General features: G+C 69.1%; 14 protein-coding genes. 7 read left to right on the top strand and 7 right to left on the bottom strand.

Annotated elements, in window-relative coordinates:
- The first annotated feature begins 191 nt into the window (after positions 1-191).
- Positions 192-1,622, top strand: coding sequence for a cytosine permease (locus CFB35_RS05965; RefSeq protein ID WP_060965812.1), 1,431 nt, complete (start codon positions 192-194; stop codon positions 1,620-1,622).
- 70 nt (positions 1,623-1,692) lie between these two features.
- On the opposite strand, the gene CFB35_RS05970 is transcribed toward CFB35_RS05965, so the two are convergent.
- Positions 1,693-2,649 (bottom strand): LysR family transcriptional regulator, encoded by a 957-nt coding sequence (locus CFB35_RS05970; protein WP_059644144.1) that lies wholly within the window; start codon positions 2,647-2,649, stop codon positions 1,693-1,695.
- A gap of 190 nt (positions 2,650-2,839) precedes the next feature.
- Here CFB35_RS05970 and CFB35_RS05975 point away from each other — a divergent pair, with 190 nt between their 5' ends.
- From CFB35_RS05975 to CFB35_RS05985, 3 genes are read left to right on the top strand one after another with little or no spacing between them, the layout of a single operon-like run.
- Positions 2,840-4,150: an MFS transporter gene (locus CFB35_RS05975; RefSeq protein WP_059573908.1), complete on the top strand. Its 1,311-nt coding sequence runs from the start codon at positions 2,840-2,842 to the stop codon at positions 4,148-4,150.
- A gap of 31 nt (positions 4,151-4,181) precedes the next feature.
- Positions 4,182-5,453, top strand: coding sequence for a Zn-dependent hydrolase (locus CFB35_RS05980; protein WP_089464648.1), 1,272 nt, complete (start codon positions 4,182-4,184; stop codon positions 5,451-5,453).
- Between the two features lie 24 nt (positions 5,454-5,477).
- A complete protein-coding gene (locus tag CFB35_RS05985; protein WP_059573906.1) occupies positions 5,478-6,500 on the top strand; it encodes a histone deacetylase family protein in 1,023 nt (340 codons plus the stop codon).
- A gap of 102 nt (positions 6,501-6,602) precedes the next feature.
- Here the strand turns inward: CFB35_RS05985 and CFB35_RS05990 are convergent, their stop codons facing one another.
- Together CFB35_RS05990 and CFB35_RS05995 are read right to left on the bottom strand one after the other, a co-directional pair.
- Positions 6,603-7,808 (bottom strand): MFS transporter, encoded by a 1,206-nt coding sequence (locus CFB35_RS05990; protein WP_089464649.1) that lies wholly within the window; start codon positions 7,806-7,808, stop codon positions 6,603-6,605.
- 558 nt (positions 7,809-8,366) lie between these two features.
- Positions 8,367-9,278, bottom strand: a complete 912-nt coding sequence (locus tag CFB35_RS05995; RefSeq protein WP_089464650.1) for a LysR family transcriptional regulator — start codon at positions 9,276-9,278, stop codon at positions 8,367-8,369.
- Positions 9,279-9,444: 166 nt separating this feature from the next.
- Here CFB35_RS05995 and CFB35_RS06000 point away from each other — a divergent pair, with 166 nt between their 5' ends.
- Positions 9,445-10,365, top strand: coding sequence for a pyridoxal-phosphate dependent enzyme (locus tag CFB35_RS06000; protein WP_089464651.1), 921 nt, complete (start codon positions 9,445-9,447; stop codon positions 10,363-10,365).
- 249 nt (positions 10,366-10,614) lie between these two features.
- Here the strand turns inward: CFB35_RS06000 and CFB35_RS06005 are convergent, their stop codons facing one another.
- Complete coding sequence (locus CFB35_RS06005) at positions 10,615-11,754, bottom strand: DUF2242 domain-containing protein (RefSeq protein ID WP_059573902.1); 1,140 nt, start codon at positions 11,752-11,754, stop codon at positions 10,615-10,617.
- Between the two features lie 117 nt (positions 11,755-11,871).
- Positions 11,872-12,765 (bottom strand): LysR family transcriptional regulator, encoded by an 894-nt coding sequence (locus CFB35_RS06010; RefSeq protein WP_059644163.1) that lies wholly within the window; start codon positions 12,763-12,765, stop codon positions 11,872-11,874.
- A 110-nt stretch (positions 12,766-12,875) separates the two neighbouring features.
- On the opposite strand from CFB35_RS06010, the gene CFB35_RS06015 reads away from it, so the two are divergent.
- Together CFB35_RS06015 and CFB35_RS06020 are read left to right on the top strand one after the other, a co-directional pair.
- A complete protein-coding gene (locus CFB35_RS06015; protein ID WP_059573900.1) occupies positions 12,876-13,631 on the top strand; it encodes a TerC family protein in 756 nt (251 codons plus the stop codon).
- 90 nt (positions 13,632-13,721) lie between these two features.
- Positions 13,722-14,024, top strand: coding sequence for a zf-TFIIB domain-containing protein (locus tag CFB35_RS06020; RefSeq protein WP_089464652.1), 303 nt, complete (start codon positions 13,722-13,724; stop codon positions 14,022-14,024).
- 112 nt (positions 14,025-14,136) lie between these two features.
- Here CFB35_RS06020 and CFB35_RS06025 read toward each other — a convergent pair whose 3' ends face one another.
- Both CFB35_RS06025 and CFB35_RS06030 read right to left on the bottom strand, forming a co-directional pair.
- Positions 14,137-14,547 carry an Hsp20/alpha crystallin family protein gene (locus CFB35_RS06025; protein ID WP_059644168.1) on the bottom strand — a complete coding sequence of 137 codons (411 nt, stop codon included), beginning with the start codon at positions 14,545-14,547 and terminating at the stop codon, positions 14,137-14,139.
- A gap of 16 nt (positions 14,548-14,563) precedes the next feature.
- Positions 14,564-15,001 carry an Hsp20/alpha crystallin family protein gene (locus CFB35_RS06030; RefSeq protein ID WP_060965820.1) on the bottom strand — a complete coding sequence of 146 codons (438 nt, stop codon included), beginning with the start codon at positions 14,999-15,001 and terminating at the stop codon, positions 14,564-14,566.
- Positions 15,002-15,170: the final 169 nt, after the last annotated feature.

The following is a 15,170-nucleotide window of genomic DNA, read 5'->3' on the forward strand; positions in this document are numbered from 1 at the left end:
TGTATATACAAGATCATCCGCTGGCAATGTCGGCACCCATCGTGCCGCTTGCGCGCCAGCGTGCGGACCATGCGTGCGTGGTGCATGCCGGCGATCCACGGCGCCCCGCATTCGCGGAGCCGAAAGAGTGGCGCGCAGCTTCCTGTCCCGTTCAAACCATGTGTGGTCCTGAGTATCGTGGAGATCGACCCGTGTCAACGAATTCCAGTGGAAAAGCCGGCGGACTGATCGAGGTACGCTCGATCGACTTCATTCCCGACGCCGAGCGCCACGGCGGCCTGCTGAGCCAGTTCACGCTGTGGCTGTCGGCGAACATGCAGATCACCGCGATCGTCACGGGCGCGCTCGCGGTCGTGCTCGGCGGCGACGTGTTCTGGTCGCTGGTCGCGCTGCTGCTTGGCCAACTGGTCGGCGGCGCGGTGATGGCGCTGCACGGCGCGCAGGGCCCGCAGCTCGGCTTGCCGCAGATGATCTCGAGCCGCGTGCAGTTCGGCGTGTACGGCGCGATGATTCCGATCGTGCTCGTGTGCCTGATGTACATCGGTTTTTCCGCGAGCGGCTCGGTGCTGGCCGGGCAGGCCGTCGCGCAACTGCTGCACGTCGACGACGCGGCCGGCATCCTGCTGTTCGCGGCCGTGATCGTCGTGCTGACTGTGTTCGGCTATCGCGCGATTCACTTCGTCGGCCGGATCGCGAGCGTGGTCGGCATCGTCGCGTTCATCTACATGTTCGCGCAACTGTTCGCGAACCACGACGTCGGCGCGCTGCTCGCGAACAAGCATTTCTCGCTGGCGAGCTTCCTGCTCGCGATGTCGCTGTCCGCGTCGTGGCAGATCGCGTTCGGCCCGTACGTGGCCGACTATTCGCGCTACCTGCCGCGCGCGACGTCGTCGGTCGCGACGTTTCTCGCGGTCGGCCTCGGCTCGGTGATCGGCGCGCAGGCGGCGATGGTGTTCGGCGTGTTCGCGGCCGCGCTCGCCGGCAGCCAGTTCGCGCACCATGAAGTGTCGTACATCGTCGGCCTGGGCTCGACGGGCGCCGTGGCCGCGCTGCTGTATTTCAGCATCGCGTTCGGCAAGGTGACGGTGACGGCGCTCAACGCGTACGGCAGCTTCATGTCGATGGCGACGATCGTCAGCGGCTTTCGCGGCAAGGGCGCGGTGTCGTCGAAGAGCCGCCTCGTGTACATCCTCGGGATGATCTGCGTGTCGACGCTGATCGCGCTCGCGGGCCGTCATTCGTTCCTGAAGGAATTCACCGCGTTCATCCTGTTCCTGCTCGCGTTCTTCACGCCGTGGAGCGCGATCAACCTCGTCGATTACTACTGCTTCACGCGTTCGCGCTACGACGTGCCGGCGCTGTCCGATCCGGACGGCCGCTACGGCCGCTGGAACGGGATGGCGATCGCGATCTACGTGATCGGCATCCTGGTGCAACTGCCGTTCATGTCGACGCACATCTACACGGGGCCGCTCGTCGACGCGCTCGGCGGCACCGACATCTCGTGGATCCTCGGCCTCGTCGTGCCGGCCGTGCTGTATTACGTCGGCGCCCGCGCGTCGCGACGCAGCATTCCCGAGCGCCTGATCCTGCCGCTCGAACGCGGCGAAGTTCACCACTGACGACACGCGTCGCGCATCGGGCCGGCACGCCGCCGGCTCGAGCGCCGGGCCGGGCGCCGCCCACGCGCCGTCACTTCCCCAGCCGCTGCGCGAGCGAGTAGCGCTGCATGCAGCGCTCCATCGCGTCGAGAAACGCGTGCTCGGCCGCATTCATCTTGCGGTCGCGATGCCACAGCAGGAACACGTCGACGTCGACGAGCCCGTCGTCGGGCGGCAGCCGCCACAGCCGCTGCTGCGCGATGTCGTCGCGCACGATGTGCTCGGGCAGGCAGCCGATCCCGTAGCCCGCGAAGATCAGCCGACGCACTTCGTCGAGGCTCGGCGACGATGCGACGATACGCCCCGTGAAACCCTTCTGGTCACGGAACACGGTGAGCGGCGACAGGCTGTCGCCGATCTGGTCGCTCGTGAACGACACGAAATTCTCCGCGAGCAGATCGTCCATCCGCAACTGCGTCTGCCCGAACAGCCGGTGATGGCGGCCACAGTAGATCGCATAGCGCTGGCGCAGGAAGCAGCGCATCTCCAGCTTGTCGTGCGGCGTGCGGCACAGGCCGAGCCCGGCCGTGGCCGTTTTCTGCAGCAGCGACGACAGGATGTCCGACGAGCGCATTACTTCGATCTGCAGATCGATACGCGGATACGCACGATGGAAATCCGCGAGGAATTCGTCGTAGACGGGCGATTCGATGCGGCTCACCGTCAGCAGCCGGATCGAGCCGGTCAGATCGGCCGTGCTGTCGTCGATTTCGGTTTCGAGGCGCGAGATGCCGCCGTAGATGTCGCTCGCGATCCGGTACACGGCTTCGCCGGCCGGCGTCGGCGCGAAGTGCGCGCCGCGCCGCTCGATCAGCCGGCGCTCGAGCGTCTCCTCGAGCCGCCGCAGCGCCTGGCTCACGGCCGGCTGCGTGACGTGCAGGCGGGCCGCCGCGCGGCTCACGCTGCGCTCCTGCATGATCACCAGATAGGTGCGCAGCAGGTTCCAGTCGAGGCGGTCGTTCAGGAACGGGGCGAGATCGGGGCGCATCGGGTCTCCGGGCAGGGCGGCGGCTAGTCATTAGTTGAATTTATACGGCGAATAATAACTTGAAATTTGACTAATGATTTGCGGCCACCGATAAAGGAGGGGCGCCGCAGCGTGCGGCGCGAGGCCGCGACAGACGGCCGTCGTCACGATATTGCGTGCCGCCCCGCCGCGGCGCGCGTCAGGAGCCCGCATGAGCCAGTCCCTTCCTTCCGCCCGCCAGCCGGCACGCGCCGCGACGGCCGCGTTCATCGGCACGATGATCGAGTGGTACGACTTCTACATCTACGCGACCGCCGCCGCGCTCGTGTTCGGCGAACTCTATTTCCCGTCGCACGACCCGTTCGTCAGCACGATGGCATCGTTCGCGACGTTCGCGGTCGGCTTCTTCGCGCGCCCGCTCGGCGGCGTGATCTTCGGCCATCTCGGCGACCGCATCGGCCGCAAGAAGGCGCTGATGACGACGCTGATGATGATGGGCGTCGCAACCGTGTGCGTCGGGCTGCTGCCCGCCTATTCGAAGGTCGGCATCCTTGCACCGGTGCTGCTCGTCGCGCTGCGCGTCGTGCAGGGGATCGCGGTCGGCGGCGAGTGGGGCGGGGCGGTGCTGATGGCGGGCGAGCATGCGCCGCAGGGGCGCCGCACGTTTTTCGCGTCGTTCGCGCAGCTCGGCAGCCCGGCCGGGCTGATCCTGTCGCTGGTCGCGTTCCGCGCGGTCACGTCGATGGACAAGGCCGACTTCCTCGCGTGGGGCTGGCGCCTGCCGTTTCTCGCGAGCGCGGTGCTGCTCGTGGTCGGCATCCTGATCCGGCTCGGCGTGAACGAGTCGCCGGAATTCGCGCGGGTGAAGGAAGCCAACCGCACGGTGAAGCTGCCGGTCGCGGAAGTGTTCCGCTCCGCGTCGGGGCTCGTGCTGCTCTGCATCGGCGCGAACACGATCGGCATCGCGGGCGTCTATTTCACGAACACGTTCATGATCGCGTACACGACGCAGTATGTCGGCGTCTCGCGCTCGCTGATCCTCGACAGCCTGTTCGCGGTCGCGATCATCCAGTTCTTCGCGCAGCCGCTCGCCGCGTGGATCGCCGAGCGCATCGGCGGCGCGCGCTTCCTGAAGCTCGCGGCGCTGCTCGCGATGCTGTCGCCGTATCCGATGTTCATGCTCGTGCAGGGCGGCACGTCCGCGTCGCTGATCGCCGGCATCGCACTCGCCGTCGTCTGCATGGCCGGTTTCTATTCGGTGATCGCGGGCTTCGTCAGCGACGTATTTCCCGCGCACGTGCGCTATTCGGCGATCTCGCTCGCTTACCAGATTTGCGGCGCGATCGCGGGCGGCCTGACGCCGCTCGTCGGCACGTGGCTCGCGCATCGCTTCACGGGCCAGTGGTGGCCGCTCGCGGTGTTCTACACGTGTCTCGCCGGCGTTTCGCTGCTCTGCATCGTCGCACTCGACGCGCGCCGTGCCGCGCAGCCGGCCGCCGCCGAAGCGCTCGGCTCGCATTGACCCTCAACGCACGAATCGATACGGAATTCTTATGGATGACCTGCTGGAAATCGACGGCGCCCGCCTGTGGCGGAGCCTTGCCGACATGGCGCGCGTCGGCGCGACGCCGCGCGGCGGCGTACGGCGCCTCGCGCTCACCGATGACGACCGCCGCGGGCGCGACCTGTTCACACAATGGTGCCGCGACGCGGGGCTGACGGTGAGCGTCGATGCCGTCGGCAACCTGTTCGCGCGGCGCGAGGGCGCCGATGCGCACGCCGCGCCGGTGCTGATCGGCAGCCATCTCGACACGCAGCCCGAAGGCGGTCGCTTCGACGGCGTGTACGGCGTGCTCGCCGCGCTCGAACTCGTGCGCACGCTGAACGACGCGGGCATCGCGACCGACAAGCCGCTCGAGATCGTGTCCTGGACCAACGAGGAAGGCGCGCGTTTCGCGCCGGCGATGCTCGGCTCGGCCGTGTTCACGGGCGCGTTGCCGCTCGACGATGCGCTCGCGAAGCAGGACGCCGACGGCGTCACGCTCGGCGCGGCGCTCGACGCGTGCGGCTACCGCGGCACGCGCGCCACGGGCGGGGCGGTCGATGCATATTTCGAGGCGCACATCGAACAGGGCCCCGTGCTCGAAGCGAACGGCACGACGATCGGCATCGTCACCGGCGGGCAGGCGATCCGCTGGCTCGACGTGACGGTGACGGGCGTGGCCGCGCACGCGGGCACGACGCCGATGCCGTATCGCAAGGATGCGTATTTCGCGAGCGCGCAAATCGCGCTCGAACTCGAGCGGATCGTCGCCGGTTACGCGCCGCGCGGGCTCGCGACGATCGGGCAGGTTGGCATCCGCCACGCGTCGCGCAACACGATTGCCGGCGACCTGACGTTCACGGTCGACCTGCGTCATCACGACGATGCGGAAGTCGATGCGATGGAGCGCGACCTGCGCGACGCCTGCGCTCGCGTGGCCGCCGCGCGAGGCGTGCAGGTGTCGGTCGAGACCTGCTGGCGCAGCCCGGCGACGCCGTTCGACCGCGAGTGTGTCGGGCTGGTCGCGCAGGCTGCTGCCGCGTTCGGCTACACGCACGAGCGGATCGTGAGCGGCGCCGGCCATGACGCAATCCTGCTCGCGCGCCGCTTCCCGACCGCGATGGTGTTCATCCCGTGCGTCGACGGGCTGTCGCACAACGAAGCCGAGGATGCATTGCCCGACGACGTGACGCGCGGCACGAACGTGCTGCTCCATGCGGTGCTGGCGCGCGCGGGAATCGCGGCGCGCGTCGACGCGGCGGCGGCCACGCACGATGCCTGAAACGGCGAATCGATGAGGATTCCGATGAAAACCTATTTCCATCCCGAACAATTGCTGCACCACCCGCGCAGCTACCTGTCGCGCGGCCGGATGCGCGAACCGCAGGAAGTGCCGGAACGTGCGGCGCGGCTCGTCGCGGCCGTCCGGTCGCTCGACTTCGACGTGCGCGAGCCGGCCGACCGCGGCACCGCACCGATCGCGGCCGTGCACGACATGAACTACCTGCGCTTTCTCGAGGACGCGCACCGCGACTGGAAGCAGATGCCCGACGACTGGGGCGACGAAGTGATGTCGAACGTGTTCGTGCGCGATCCGAATCCGTTGCGCGGCGTGCTCGCGAAAGCCGCGCGCTATCTGGCCGACGGTAGTTGCCCGGTGGGCGCGAACACATGGCGCGCGGCGTACTGGTCCGCGCAGGGCGCACTGGCGGCCGCGGCCGACGTCAACGACGGCGCGCGCGAAGCGTACGCGCTGTGCCGGCCGCCCGGCCATCATGCGCGCCGCGACGCGGCCGGCGGCTTCTGCTACCTGAACAATGCGGCGATCGCCGCGCAGGCGCTGCTGGGCCGCCATCGGCGCGTCGCGATCCTCGATACCGACATGCATCACGGGCAGGGCGTGCAGGAGATCTTCTACGGCCGCGACGATGTGCTGTACGTGTCGATCCACGGCGACCCGACCAACTTCTACCCGGTCGTCGCCGGTTACGAGGACGAGACGGGAACGGGGGCCGGCGACGGCTTCAACCTCAACCTGCCGATGCCGCACGGCGCGCCGGAGTCGGCGTTCTTCGAGCGGCTCGACGACGCGCTGCGCGCGCTCGCGCGGTTCCAGCCCGATGCGCTCGTGCTCGCGCTCGGCTTCGACATCTACAAGGACGATCCGCAATCGCAGGTCGCGGTCACGACCGACGGGTTCGGGCGGCTCGGCGGCGCGATCGGCGCGCTCGGGTTGCCGACGGTGATCGTGCAGGAGGGCGGCTATCACCTCGAGAGTCTCGACGCGAACGCACGCGCGTTTTTCGGCGGGTTTGGCGCTCGGCGCTGACCGGGCCGTCGAACCGAGCGCACGCCGAAAATGAAAACGGCCGCATGGCGCGGCCGTGAGCATGCACGCGGAAGATTCCAGATGGCCCGGGCGTGCCCGCGCTTACGAATTCGCGGCGGCCGGCGAGCGGCGGCGCTGCGTGATCTGCAGCATGACGAGCACGAGGCCGGCGGCCGCGATCAGCGCGCCGACGAGCGGCACCGCCGCGTAGCCGAATCCGGCCGAGATCGCCGCGCCGCCCGCGGCGGCGCCCAGCGCATTGCCGAGATTGAACGCGCCGATGTTCACCGCCGATGCGAGGCCCGGCGCTTCATGGGCCGCGCGCATCACGCGCATCTGCAGCGGCGGCACGACCGCGAACGTCGCGATCCCCCAGACCAGCAGCGTGACGGCGGCGCCCGCATGCGTGGCCGCAAGCAGCGGGAACGCGGCCATCGTCGCGATCAGCAGCAACAGGAAGCCGATCAGCGTGCCGTCGAGCGAGCGGTCGGCGAGGCGTCCGCCCGCGATGTTGCCGATCGAGAAACCGACGCCGATCAGCACGAGCATCGCGGTCACGAAGCCGGGCGTCGCGCCCGTCAGGTGTTCGAGCGTCGGCGCGACGTACGTATAGAGCGTGAACATCGCGCCGGCGCCGAGCACGGTCGTCCCGAGCGCGCCGAGCACGACCGGGCGCGTGAGCACGGAGAGTTCGGCACGCAGGTCGGGCATCTTGCCGGCTTCACCTTTCGGCAGCGCGGCGAACAGGCCGGCGATCGCGATCAGGCCGAGGCCCGCGGTCGCGGCGAACGACATGCGCCAGCCGATGATCTGGCCGAGCCAGGTCGCGGCCGGCACGCCGCCGACGTTCGCGATCGTCAGGCCCATGAACATCGTCGCGACCGCGCTGGCCTGCTTTTCGCGCGGCACGAGGCTTGCCGCGACCACCGAGCCGAGCCCGAAGAACGCACCGTGGTTGAGGCTCGTCACGAGACGTGCGAGCAGCAGCGTCGTGTAGTCCGGCGCGACGGCCGACAGCAGGTTGCCGATCGTGAAGATCGACATCAGCGCGATCAGTGCGGAACGGCGCGACCAGCGCGCGAGCAGCAGCGTCATCAGCGGCGCGCCGACCATCACGCCGATCGCATACGCGCTGATCAGCATGCCGGCTTGCGGAATCGACACGTGCACGCCTTCGGCGATCACGGGCAGCAGGCCCATCGGCGAGAATTCGGTCGTGCCGATGCCGAACGCGCCGGCGGCGAGCGCCAGCAGCGGCAGCGCGGCGCCGCCGCCGGGACGGGAAGGAGAGGAAGTCGTGGGGTTCACGCGGTGGACTCCTGTGATCGTGGGACAACGGCACGAAGCCATTGAGGACAGCCGAAGTGTGCCTGCATTACTTTTGCGGAAAAAGCCGCATTCGGACGAAATTATCTTGATTTGATGTCAACAATGCAGGGTGCGGGGAGGTGTGCGCGCCGTGGCCCTCGGATGGTGCTTCGACGGGACCGGCATCGCACAAGGGGCTGGAAAGCGTCGAACTGCCAGCGTCGGCAGCAAAAAAGCCCCGACCACAGGGGGTCCATGGCCGGGGCGGAAACGCATCCTCTCTTTGGCACGAGGGTTGGATGCGCGCGCAGTATATTTCGGGCCATGACGATTCGAATCGGCGTTAAACGGCCGTTTTTGGTGTCAATTTGAGAATTGCGGTGTCGTCGCGTCGTCCGTCGGCGTTCTGAAAGATTTTTCGATGATGCGGCTGTGTCGTTCGCCGTGCTACAGCATCAAAAACGACGCGATGACGGAAGTCGGATTCCGTCCGTCGGCCCGTCGGCCGGCGCCGCAAGTCGTGTCGCCCGAGCGCGCGCCGATGCATCCGGCATGCGCTCAGCCCGATTCGCCGGCCGCGTCGCGGACCGCCGCGAGAAACCGCGCGACGACGGGCGACGGGGCCGCCGCCGCGCCGTCGAACACGAACTCGATGTCGAAGCGGCTCGCGAGTTCGTCGAGCGCGACGAGCCGGACCGTGCGCGGGCAGGTCGGCGACGCGCTTTCCGGCACGAACGCGCAGCCCATGCCGGCCGCGACGAGGCCGATCAGCGTCGGGATGTCGCTGCCGACCTGCGCGATGCGCGGCGTGAAGCCGGCCTGCTGGCACTGCGTCATCAGGAAGCGGTGGTGCGCGGCGGAACGCTGCGCATCGAACCAGACGAACGGTTCGTTCGCGACGTCGGCCAGCGCGCGCGGTGCGACGAAGCGGCCGCCCGGCGGCGCGGGCATCGCGAGCACGAAGCGGTCGCTCAGTAGCCGCACGCCCGTCAGGTGAGGCGCTTCCTCGCGACGCCACGCCATGATCCCCGCGTCGAGCTGGCCGCGCGTCAGCGCGCTCGCCTGTTCGGCCGACAGCATCGGCGCGATCGACAGTTTCACATCCGGGCACGCATCGCGAAACGCCTTGAGGACGTTCGCGACGATCGGCAGCGGCAGGCAGTTCGGCAGCGCGCCGAGCCGCAGTTCGCCGAGCTGGCCGGCCGCGCTGCGCAACGCGCGCTCGCGGCTGTCCTGCAGCATCGCGAGCAGGCCGGTCGCATCGTGCAGGAAGCTCGTGCCGGCCGCCGTGAGCGTGACGCCGGTCGCGCGACGGACCAGCAGCGGCGTGCCGATCGCATCTTCGAGCTCGCGGATCTGCCGTGACAGCGCGGGCTGCACGATGCCCACCGCGCGGGCGCCGGCCATCACGCTGCCGGCCTGGGCGACGGCGACGAAGTAGCGCAGGTGACGCAGTTCGATCTGGCGCATGCGGTGTCCGGTCGGGTTCGTTGATATGTCTGGTAAGCATAGCAAATGCCATTCGATGGTATTGGAAAGCATGGCGCGCCTGCCGTACGATGACCGTCATTGCCGCATCCGCTTCCTGGCTCGCGAGTCGTGCGAGTTTCCTCCGTTTCCCCTTGCGTTCCGTCCCATGCCGCTTCATATCCCGACGCCTTATATCCGCTCGCAAATCGCGTCCCGCCGGCTCGGCAGGACTATCCGGCTGAAGCTCGACGCGTTGCAGCCGTCGGGCTCGTTCAAGCTGCGCGGCATCGGCGCCGTGTGCGAGGCGCGCCATGCGGCCGGGGCGCGGCGGTTCGTGTCGTCGTCGGGCGGCAACGCGGGCATCGCGGTCGCGTATTGCGGCCGCGAACTCGGCGTGCCGGTGCGCGTCGTCGTGCCGGAAAGCGCATCGGCCCGGGCGCGCGAACTGATCCGCGTCGAAGGCGCGGAACTCGTCGTGCACGGCGCGAGCTGGGCCGAGGCGAACGCGTTCGCGCAGTCGACGCTCGACGGGCACGATGCATTCGTGCATCCGTTCGACGACCGCGTGCTGTGGCAGGGCCACGCGACGATGATCGACGAGATGGCGGCGGTCGGCCCGAAGCCCGACGCGGTCGTGCTCGCGGTCGGCGGCGGCGGCCTGCTGTGCGGCGTGCTCGAAGGGCTGGCGCGCAACGGCTGGCAAGACGTGCCGGTCGTCGCGGCCGAAACGGCAGGCGCCGACTGCTATGCACGCTCGGTCGCGCAGGGGCGCCCGGTTGAATTGCCGGCCATCGCCAGCATCGCGACGACGCTCGGCGCGAAGCGGCCGTGCGACGCGGCGGTCGAATGGGCGACGCGTCACGCGATCCATCCGGTCGTCGTGTCCGATGCCGACGCGGTGGCCGCGTCGCTGCGGTTTCTCGATGAGCACAGGATCGTCGTCGAGCCGGCGTGCGGCGCTGCACTGGCCGTGCTCGAGCAGCCGGTGCCGGTGCTCGCGTCGGCGTCCGACATCGCGGTGATCGTCTGCGGCGGCGTGACCGCCACCGTCGAGGATCTGCAGACGCTGCGCGCGACGTTGCGGTAGGCGGGGCGCCGGCGAGCCGCGCAGTCGCGGGACGACGGATCGTTTTGCGATTTTCGCGGGGTGACTGCGAGCCTGGGGCATACGTGGCTCACCGTGACGCGTCGACGTTGCCTTTCCGTCAACCCCGCACGGCCAAGTGCGGCCGGCGTACGGCCGGATAGGCAGAAACGACTTCAGGAACGGTGCGCAAGGCGGGCGTGCCGTCGCGCTGCGCCGCATGCGGCCGGGCGCGACGATACGGGAGTGCGATCAGTTCGCGGTGGGGGCGCTCGCGCCGGACGGCGCGGACGATGCGACGGGGTTGTCGGTCGCCGTTGCAGGCGATGCGCTCGACGGCGCCGATGCCGATGCGGGCGCGGATGCTGCCGATGAAGACGCGGGAGCGGCCGATGACGGCGTCGCGGTGGCCGGCGCTGCCGCCGGAGCCGAGGCAGATGCGGGCGCGGAGACCGGCGCGGCCGTCGAACCGGAGGTCGGCGAAGGTGCCGGCGCGGTTGCCGGGCCGGAACCCGGCTTCGGCGCCGAAGCCGGCGCGGCAGCCGAAGCGGGAGCAGGCGCCGATGCAGGCGCCGGGCCGGCAGCCGAAGCCGGCACCGGCCCGGACGCCGCCGCCGGCGCGGCAGCGCGCATCGCGGCGGGCGCCGCGACGGCCGATGCCGCGGCCGGCACGGCATTCGCGCCCGACCCCGGCGTGACACCCGGCACCGAAAGCGGCACGGGCGCCGCGGGCGGCGTCGGCACGACCGGCGTCGTCATCTTCATCGGTTCACCCTGCGGCGTCGGCGCGGGTTCGGGCAGCGGCGCGACGGGCTCCTTCTCGGCGGCCTTCACGGTCGCGCGGTCGCGCCGCGCCGGGTCGATCTTCAGGAAATGGTCGACGAGCGTGAAGAAGCGTTCATAGAACACGCCGGCGGGAATCGTCTCGCTCGCGGTCTTCACGAGCGCATCGTCGCTCGACCCGATCGGCAGCGACAGCGAGCCGAACACGCTGAGGCCGACGCTGGCCGACGTATTCGACTTCTTCAGCGTATAGCGGTCCTGCACCGCGTTCACGTATGCGATGCTCGACGAGCCGTCCGCGGTCGCGTCCGCGCACACGACGTGAAACTCGATCACGACGTGCATGTCGTTGCTCGGCTGGAAATTCTTGCTGCCGTCGACCGCGTCGTTGCGCGACGACGACACCACGTAGCCCTGGCTCAGCAGCGCGCGCCGCGCGGCCTCGCAGGCCGCGTCGGATTTCGAGTGGAACGTATGCGCATACGGGCTGGTGGTCGCGTCGAACTGTTCCTGCTGGTAGATCGGCTTGGGCGGCGACGAGCATGCCGCCAGCACGGTCGCGGCCGCGAGCGCGCACGAAACGGAAAACAGGCGAAATCGGTTGTGCATGGCGTCTTTCAGAAGGCTCGGCGAGAGGTGGCGCAAGGGCGATGCCCGGATGGGCGCACGCGCACATCTCGTATGGCCGGGGCGACATTATAGTTTCGTTTGATGTCGCGGCTCGCTTCAGTCGGCCGGCGCGCCGCGCGCCGCGGCCAGCAATCGCGACGTCAGCGGATGATGTTCGCCGCGCCGCGAGCGGATCGCGTGGATCTCCTCGGTCACGTCGCCCGCCTGCCCGAGCCGCCTGAGCCCGCGCAGCAGCGACGCATCGTTCGCGCCGAGTTCGCTCAGCGGGAACACGCCGAGGCCGCGCGCCGCGAACACGGCCATCAGCGCGCTGTCCTCGAACTCCCCGGCCACGCGGGGCACGATCCGCTCGTTTTCCAGCCACAGGTCGAGGCGGGCGCGCAACGCCGAATGCGCGGTCGGCAGCAGCACGGGCAGCTCGGCCAGGCACTGCGGAAAGCGCTGCCGCGCGGCCGGCGTGACGAGCGCCGCGGGCCCGTACCAGTCGACCGGCGAGGCCACGAGCCGCTCGCTCGTCACGCGCAGGTTCGACCCCGACGGCGCGCCCTGGCCGGCCAGCACGAGATCCAGATGATGCAGCGCGAGTTCCGCGAGCAGCGCGTCGTGCTCGCCCTCGTGGCACAGCAGCCGCAGCGTGGGCGTGTCGAGCACCGGGGCCAGGATCGCGTGCGCGGCGAGCTTGGAGATGCCGTCCGCGAGGCCGACCGCGAGCCGCACGGTCGGCCGGCTGGCCGCCGCGCGCACGTCGTCGGGAATCAGCCGGCCCATCTCGAAGATGACTTCCGCGCGCGCGAAGGCGGCCTGCCCGGCGTCGGTCATCGCGACGCCGCGCCCGGCAGGGCGCAGCAACTGGTGCCCGAGCGATTTCTCCAGCTCGCGCACCTGTGCGCTGATCGTCTGCACGGCCATGTCCAGCCGGCCGGCCGCACGCGCGAAACCGCCTTCCTTCACGACGACCCAGAAATAGTACAGATGGCGAAAATTCAGCATCGGAGCACGATATATCGAAAAAAACGAACCTGAAGTCAGATTCTCTCTGATTTTTCCGAAGTACGGAGCGGCATATCATCGGGTTTTCCACTTTCGTATCCGCCCATCCCATGGACTATCTGCTGACGCTTGCCACCGACCCCGCCGTCTGGGCCGCGCTCCTGACGCTCGTCGTGATGGAAGTCGTGCTCGGCATCGACAACCTGATCTTCATCTCGATCCTCAGCAACAAGCTGCCCGAAGCGCAGCGCGCACGCACGCAGCGCCTCGGCATCGCGCTCGCGCTGGTGATGCGCCTCGCGCTGCTCGGCAGCGTCGCGTGGATCGCGAGCCTCACCGAACCCGTGTTCACGCTGTTCGACCATGCGTTCTCGTGGCGCGACATGATCCTGCTGTCGGGCGGCCTGTTCCTCGTGTGGAAGGCGACCACCGAGATCCATCACCACGTGTCGCACGACGGCGACGGCGCGGGCGGGGCCGCCGGCGCGGCCGGCCTGACGATGTGGGCCGCGATCGGCCAGATCGTGATGCTCGACATCGTGTTCTCGATCGACAGCATCGTGACCGCGATCGGCATGACCGAGCACGTCCCGATCATGTTCGTCGCCGTGATCGTCGCCGTGACCGTGATGCTGTTCGCCGCGCAGCCGCTCGCACGCTTCATCGACCGCAACCCGACGATCGTGATGCTTGCGCTGTCGTTCCTGGTCGTGATCGGCATGACGCTGATCGCCGAAGGGTTCGGGTCGCACGTGCCGAAGGGGTACATCTATGCGGCGATGGCCTTCTCGGCGTTCGTCGAGGGCATGAACATGCTCGCGCGGCGCGCGAAGGCGAAGCGGGCCGCGCACGCGGCGCGCGACTGACGCGGCACGCGGGATGCCGGCCGCCGCGGCGGCCGGCTCGCGCGCCTCATACGGAATCCGGATGAAATTCGCACGGAAAGGAGAATCGCGATGAAATGTCCTGTCTGCAAGACGCCCGACCTGCTGATGGCCGAGCGCCAGTCGATCGAGATCGACTATTGTCCGACCTGCCGCGGCGTGTGGCTCGATCGCGGCGAACTCGACAAGCTGATCGCCCGCGAAACCGGTGACGCGCCGGTTCGCCGCGACGCCGCGCCGGCGCAACACGATGCGCACGCGCCGCGCGGCCGCGACGACGGCTGGGGGCGCGACGGCCGCTCGCACGACGAGCGTTATCGGCACGACGGCCGGCGTCACAAGAAGTCGGTGTTCGATCTGTTCGATTTCGATTGAAGCGGCCGTTCGCGTGCCCGAACGCGCGCGGCCCGATGTGAAAAATCCCCGCCCGGCATCGCGCCGGGGCGGGGATTTTTCATGCGCGTCGCGTCAGCACACGCGCCGATGCTTACGCATGGCCGGCCGTCACGTCGATGCGGCGCGGACGCGTTTCCTCGCGGCGCGGAATCGTCAGCGTCAGCACGCCGTCGCGCAGGTTCGCGTCGATCCGCGACGTGTCGAGGTCGGCGCTCAGCACGAACGACCGTGCATAGCGCGTCGCGCGTACTTCCGCGTGCCGCATGCGCAGGTCGGCCGGCGCGTCGAATTGCGTCGCGGCTTCGATCGTCAGCGTATTGTCGTGCACCTTCACGTCGAGGTTGTCGCGCGGCACGCCGGGCAGGTCGGCCCGCAACGTGACGCCGCGCGCGTCCTCGACGATGTCGACGGACGGCGTGATCGCGGGCCGGCGCGCGGCTTCGGCGGCGGCAGCGTGAACGGTGCTCGGGTGGCGTTCGGCCAGGGTCGGGTTCGTGTTCATGTCGGTATCCTGAAGATTACTGAATCGTGATCGCACGCGGCTTCGATGCTTCGCGCCGGCCGACGCGAATCAGCAGGCAGCCGTTTTCGTAGCGGGCGCTGACCTGGTCGGGGTCCGCGTCGCGCGGCAATTCGACCACGCGGCGGAACGCGCCGTGAAAGCGCTCCTGCGCATACGTGCGCACGTCGTCGCCTTCGCGCGGCGCCGGCTTGCGCTCGCCGCTGATCGTCAGCAGATCCTTGTCGATCGACACGTCGAAGTCGCTCGCGGCCATGCCGGGTGCGAACGCGACGATCTCGATCGCATCGTCGGTGGCGCCGACGTTGAGTGCGGGAAACGCGCCGGCGCGCCCCGCACGGATGCCGGACGGGCGCTCGCCGAGCAGGCTCGCCATCTGCCGCTGCACGCGGGCGAATTCGTCGAACAGATCGTAGCCGTGATGGATACCGCTCATGTTGGTCCTCCTGAACAGGGAACGCGGGAGACGTGACCGCGCGACGCCTGCGGCGGGCGCGACGGGGGCTCCACGAGGTCGATAACGGGGGCGGTGCGTTGGATGCGGCACTGCCCGACGACGCTTAATTAGTGGCCGCCGCCGCGCATTTCAAGAGGGCATGGGCAAT

The organism is Burkholderia sp. AU16482 (assembly GCF_002223285.1).
Classification (GTDB): Bacteria; Pseudomonadota; Gammaproteobacteria; order Burkholderiales; family Burkholderiaceae; genus Burkholderia; species Burkholderia semiarida.

Coding starts and splice junctions, on each gene's coding strand:
- CFB35_RS05970 (WP_059644144.1), bottom strand. CDS start 2,649: ATGCGCCCCGATCTCGCCCCGTTCCTGAACGACCGCCTCGACTGGAAC.
- CFB35_RS05975 (WP_059573908.1), top strand. CDS start 2,840: ATGAGCCAGTCCCTTCCTTCCGCCCGCCAGCCGGCACGCGCCGCGACG.
- CFB35_RS05980 (WP_089464648.1), top strand. CDS start 4,182: ATGGATGACCTGCTGGAAATCGACGGCGCCCGCCTGTGGCGGAGCCTT.
- CFB35_RS05985 (WP_059573906.1), top strand. CDS start 5,478: ATGAAAACCTATTTCCATCCCGAACAATTGCTGCACCACCCGCGCAGC.
- CFB35_RS05995 (WP_089464650.1), bottom strand. CDS start 9,278: ATGCGCCAGATCGAACTGCGTCACCTGCGCTACTTCGTCGCCGTCGCC.
- CFB35_RS06000 (WP_089464651.1), top strand. CDS start 9,445: ATGCCGCTTCATATCCCGACGCCTTATATCCGCTCGCAAATCGCGTCC.
- CFB35_RS06005 (WP_059573902.1), bottom strand. CDS start 11,754: ATGCACAACCGATTTCGCCTGTTTTCCGTTTCGTGCGCGCTCGCGGCC.
- CFB35_RS06010 (WP_059644163.1), bottom strand. CDS start 12,765: ATGCTGAATTTTCGCCATCTGTACTATTTCTGGGTCGTCGTGAAGGAA.
- CFB35_RS06015 (WP_059573900.1), top strand. CDS start 12,876: ATGGACTATCTGCTGACGCTTGCCACCGACCCCGCCGTCTGGGCCGCG.
- CFB35_RS06020 (WP_089464652.1), top strand. CDS start 13,722: ATGAAATGTCCTGTCTGCAAGACGCCCGACCTGCTGATGGCCGAGCGC.
- CFB35_RS06025 (WP_059644168.1), bottom strand. CDS start 14,547: ATGAACACGAACCCGACCCTGGCCGAACGCCACCCGAGCACCGTTCAC.
- CFB35_RS06030 (WP_060965820.1), bottom strand. CDS start 15,001: ATGAGCGGTATCCATCACGGCTACGATCTGTTCGACGAATTCGCCCGC.